The sequence below is a fragment of the Pseudoalteromonas fuliginea genome, from assembly GCF_000690055.1.
Classification (GTDB): Bacteria; Pseudomonadota; Gammaproteobacteria; order Enterobacterales; family Alteromonadaceae; genus Pseudoalteromonas; species Pseudoalteromonas fuliginea.
The window spans coordinates 1-4,953 of sequence record NZ_JJNZ01000033.1 but is presented as its reverse complement, the minus strand read 5'-3'; the positions used below and the strand labels follow the sequence as shown (position 1 = coordinate 4,953).

The 4,953-nt window shown below is 48.9% G+C and carries 2 rRNA genes; both read left to right on the top strand.

The features are described 5' to 3' along the window. Positions 1 to 137 precede the first annotated feature (137 nt). Positions 138 to 1,673: ribosomal RNA gene (locus DC53_RS09510) — 16S ribosomal RNA — on the top strand. 299 nt (positions 1,674 to 1,972) lie between these two features. Continuing rightward, positions 1,973 to 4,863 (top strand): 23S ribosomal RNA (locus DC53_RS09515). Together the 16S and 23S rRNA genes form the textbook arrangement of a ribosomal RNA operon. Positions 4,864 to 4,953 lie beyond the last annotated feature (90 nt).

The following is a 4,953-nucleotide window of genomic DNA, read 5'->3' as shown; positions in this document are numbered from 1 at the left end:
ACAAATTAGAGTCTCAATTGAAAACTGAGTGACCAACAGAATAGTTATTTCGGTAATTATTCGGCACAGTCAATTCAATATCGAAAGATATTAAAAAATTCAGAATTCATTGAGCTGTCGAAAGACATAAAACTTTTTAATTGAAGAGTTTGATCATGGCTCAGATTGAACGCTGGCGGCAGGCCTAACACATGCAAGTCGAGCGGTAACAGAGAGTAGCTTGCTACTTTGCTGACGAGCGGCGGACGGGTGAGTAATGCTTGGGAACATGCCTTGAGGTGGGGGACAACAGTTGGAAACGACTGCTAATACCGCATAATGTCTACGGACCAAAGGGGGCTTCGGCTCTCGCCTTTAGATTGGCCCAAGTGGGATTAGCTAGTTGGTGAGGTAATGGCTCACCAAGGCGACGATCCCTAGCTGGTTTGAGAGGATGATCAGCCACACTGGGACTGAGACACGGCCCAGACTCCTACGGGAGGCAGCAGTGGGGAATATTGCACAATGGGCGCAAGCCTGATGCAGCCATGCCGCGTGTGTGAAGAAGGCCTTCGGGTTGTAAAGCACTTTCAGTCAGGAGGAAAGGTTAACGGTTAATACCCGTTAGCTGTGACGTTACTGACAGAAGAAGCACCGGCTAACTCCGTGCCAGCAGCCGCGGTAATACGGAGGGTGCGAGCGTTAATCGGAATTACTGGGCGTAAAGCGTACGCAGGCGGTTTGTTAAGCGAGATGTGAAAGCCCCGGGCTCAACCTGGGAACTGCATTTCGAACTGGCAAACTAGAGTGTGATAGAGGGTGGTAGAATTTCAGGTGTAGCGGTGAAATGCGTAGAGATCTGAAGGAATACCGATGGCGAAGGCAGCCACCTGGGTCAACACTGACGCTCATGTACGAAAGCGTGGGGAGCAAACGGGATTAGATACCCCGGTAGTCCACGCCGTAAACGATGTCTACTAGAAGCTCGGAGCCTCGGTTCTGTTTTTCAAAGCTAACGCATTAAGTAGACCGCCTGGGGAGTACGGCCGCAAGGTTAAAACTCAAATGAATTGACGGGGGCCCGCACAAGCGGTGGAGCATGTGGTTTAATTCGATGCAACGCGAAGAACCTTACCTACACTTGACATACAGAGAACTTACCAGAGATGGTTTGGTGCCTTCGGGAACTCTGATACAGGTGCTGCATGGCTGTCGTCAGCTCGTGTTGTGAGATGTTGGGTTAAGTCCCGCAACGAGCGCAACCCCTATCCTTAGTTGCTAGCAGGTAATGCTGAGAACTCTAAGGAGACTGCCGGTGATAAACCGGAGGAAGGTGGGGACGACGTCAAGTCATCATGGCCCTTACGTGTAGGGCTACACACGTGCTACAATGGCGCATACAGAGTGCTGCGAACCTGCGAAGGTAAGCGAATCACTTAAAGTGCGTCGTAGTCCGGATTGGAGTCTGCAACTCGACTCCATGAAGTCGGAATCGCTAGTAATCGCGTATCAGAATGACGCGGTGAATACGTTCCCGGGCCTTGTACACACCGCCCGTCACACCATGGGAGTGGGTTGCTCCAGAAGTAGATAGTCTAACCCTCGGGAGGACGTTTACCACGGAGTGATTCATGACTGGGGTGAAGTCGTAACAAGGTAGCCCTAGGGGAACCTGGGGCTGGATCACCTCCTTATACGATTTAGAACTTATTTGTTCGTAGTGTCCACACAGATGATTGTTAATTAGTGCTTGTTCTTCGGAATAACTAATTAATATGCTCTTTAAAAATTTGGAAAAGCTGATAATAAAATTCTGATGAATACAGTGTATTTATCAAGAGTTTTCAAAAGTAAAAAAAACAATGGTAGCAGTACCATTGAGTGCCATTTAGTTAACTCTTATGAGTTGATTGATTGGTATCTACTTTAGTATTCAATATTGACTTCTGGCGAAGTTAAACTGTCACAAAACAAAGACCCGTTTGGGTTGTATGGTTAAGTGACTAAGCGTACACGGTGGATGCCTTGGCAGTTGGAGGCGATGAAGGACGTATTAACTTGCGATAAGCCTAGTCAAGCTAGTAAAAAGCGCTTGAGACTAGGATTTCCGAATGGGGAAACCCACCTGCTTGCAGGTATCGTTAACTGAATACATAGGTTAACGAGGCGAACGCGGAGAACTGAAACATCTAAGTACCCGTAGGAAAAGAAATCAACCGAGATTCCGAAAGTAGCGGCGAGCGAAATCGGAACAGCCCTTAAGCTTATTATGTGTTAATGGAAGGCTGCTGGAAAGCGCCACGATACAGGGTGATAGTCCCGTACATGAAAAGACATTTTAAGTGAAATCGAGTAGGTCGGAGCACGTGAAACTTTGACTGAATATAGGTGGACCATCATCTAAGGCTAAATACTCCCAACTGACCGATAGTGAACCAGTACCGTGAGGGAAAGGCGAAAAGAACCCCTGTGAGGGGAGTGAAATAGAACCTGAAACCGTGTACGTACAAGCAGTAGGAGCCCACTTGTTGGGTGACTGCGTACCTTTTGTATAATGGGTCAGCGACTTATATTTTGTAGCGAGGTTAACCGAATAGGGTAGCCGTAGGGAAACCGAGTCTTAACTGGGCGACTAGTTGCAAGGTATAGACCCGAAACCCGGTGATCTAGCCATGGGCAGGTTGAAGGTTGAGTAACATCAACTGGAGGACCGAACCCACTAACGTTGAAAAGTTAGGGGATGACCTGTGGCTAGGAGTGAAAGGCTAATCAAACCGGGAGATAGCTGGTTCTCCCCGAAATCTATTTAGGTAGAGCCTCGGACGAATACTTACGGGGGTAGAGCACTGTTAAGGCTAGGGGGTCATCCCGACTTACCAACCCTTTGCAAACTCCGAATACCGTAAAGTAATATCCGGGAGACACACGGCGGGTGCTAACGTCCGTCGTGAAGAGGGAAACAACCCAGACCGCCAGCTAAGGTCCCAAAGTCATAGTTAAGTGGGAAACGATGTGGAAAGGCCCAGACAGCCAGGAGGTTGGCTTAGAAGCAGCCATCCTTTAAAGAAAGCGTAATAGCTCACTGGTCGAGTCGGTCTGCGCGGAAGATGTAACGGGGCTAAACTATGCACCGAAGCTGCGGATTCAGAATTTATTCTGAGTGGTAGGGGAGCGTTCTGTAAGCGGTTGAAGGTGTACCGGGAGGTATGCTGGACGTATCAGAAGTGCGAATGCTGACATGAGTAACGATAATGGGAGTGAAAAACTCCCACGCCGGAAGACCAAGGGTTCCTATCCCATGTTAATCAGGGTAGGGTAAGTCGACCCCTAAGGCGAGGCCGAAAGGCGTAGTCGATGGGAAACAGATTAATATTTCTGTACTCGATATAATTGCGATGGGGGGACGGAGCAGGCTAAGCAAGCATAGCGTTGGTAGTCTATGTGAAAGTGAGTAGGGCGTTTGTTTAGGTAAATCCGGACGAACATTAAACCTGAGACACGAGACGAGTCACTACGGTGATGAAGTTGCTGATGCCATACTTCCAGGAAAAGCCTCTAAGCTTCAGATTATATGGAATCGTACCCCAAACCGACACAGGTGGTCAGGTAGAGAATACTAAGGCGCTTGAGAGAACTCGGGTGAAGGAACTAGGCAAAATCGTACCGTAACTTCGGGAGAAGGTACGCTCCTATCTGTGATGAGACTTGCTCTCTAAGCGGATGGGAGCCGCAGTGACCAGGTGGCTGGGACTGTTTATTAAAAACACAGCACTGTGCAAAATCGCAAGATGACGTATACGGTGTGACACCTGCCCGGTGCCGGAAGGTTAATTGATGGGGTTATCCTTAGGGAGAAGCTCTTGATCGAAGCCCCGGTAAACGGCGGCCGTAACTATAACGGTCCTAAGGTAGCGAAATTCCTTGTCGGGTAAGTTCCGACCTGCACGAATGGTGTAACCATGGCCACGCTGTCTCCACCCGAGACTCAGTGAAATTGAAATCGCAGTGAAGATGCTGTGTACCCGCGGCTAGACGGAAAGACCCCGTGAACCTTTACTACAGCTTGGCACTGAACATTGAACCTACATGTGTAGGATAGGTGGGAGACTTTGAAGCAGCGACGCTAGTTGTTGTGGAGTCAACCTTGAAATACCACCCTTGTAGTTTTGATGTTCTAACGTTGGCCCCTGAATCGGGGTTACGGACAGTGCCTGGTGGGTAGTTTGACTGGGGCGGTCTCCTCCTAAAGAGTAACGGAGGAGCACGAAGGTTGGCTAAGTACGGTCGGACATCGTACGGTTAGTGTAATGGTAGAAGCCAGCTTAACTGCGAGACAGACACGTCGAGCAGGTACGAAAGTAGGTCATAGTGATCCGGTGGTTCTGAATGGAAGGGCCATCGCTCAACGGATAAAAGGTACTCCGGGGATAACAGGCTGATACCGCCCAAGAGTTCATATCGACGGCGGTGTTTGGCACCTCGATGTCGGCTCATCACATCCTGGGGCTGAAGTCGGTCCCAAGGGTATGGCTGTTCGCCATTTAAAGTGGTACGCGAGCTGGGTTTAGAACGTCGTGAGACAGTTCGGTCCCTATCTGCCGTGGGCGTTTGAGAATTGAGAGGGGTTGCTCCTAGTACGAGAGGACCGGAGTGAACGAACCGCTGGTGTTCGGGTTGTCATGCCAATGGCATTGCCCGGTAGCTACGTTCGGAACTGATAAGCGCTGAAAGCATCTAAGCGCGAAGCAGGCCTCGAGATGAGTTCTCACTAGACTTTTAAAGTCTCTGAAGGGCCGTTGAAGACTACAACGTTGATAGGCAAGATGTGGAAGTGGTGTGAGCCATTAAGCTAACTTGTACTAATTACCCGTGAGGCTTAACCATACAACGCCAAACGCGTTTTATGCGACAGTTTAGACAGAAGTTAATATAACTAAAGTAGATATTACTTAGAAAGACTTAAAAAATATTATC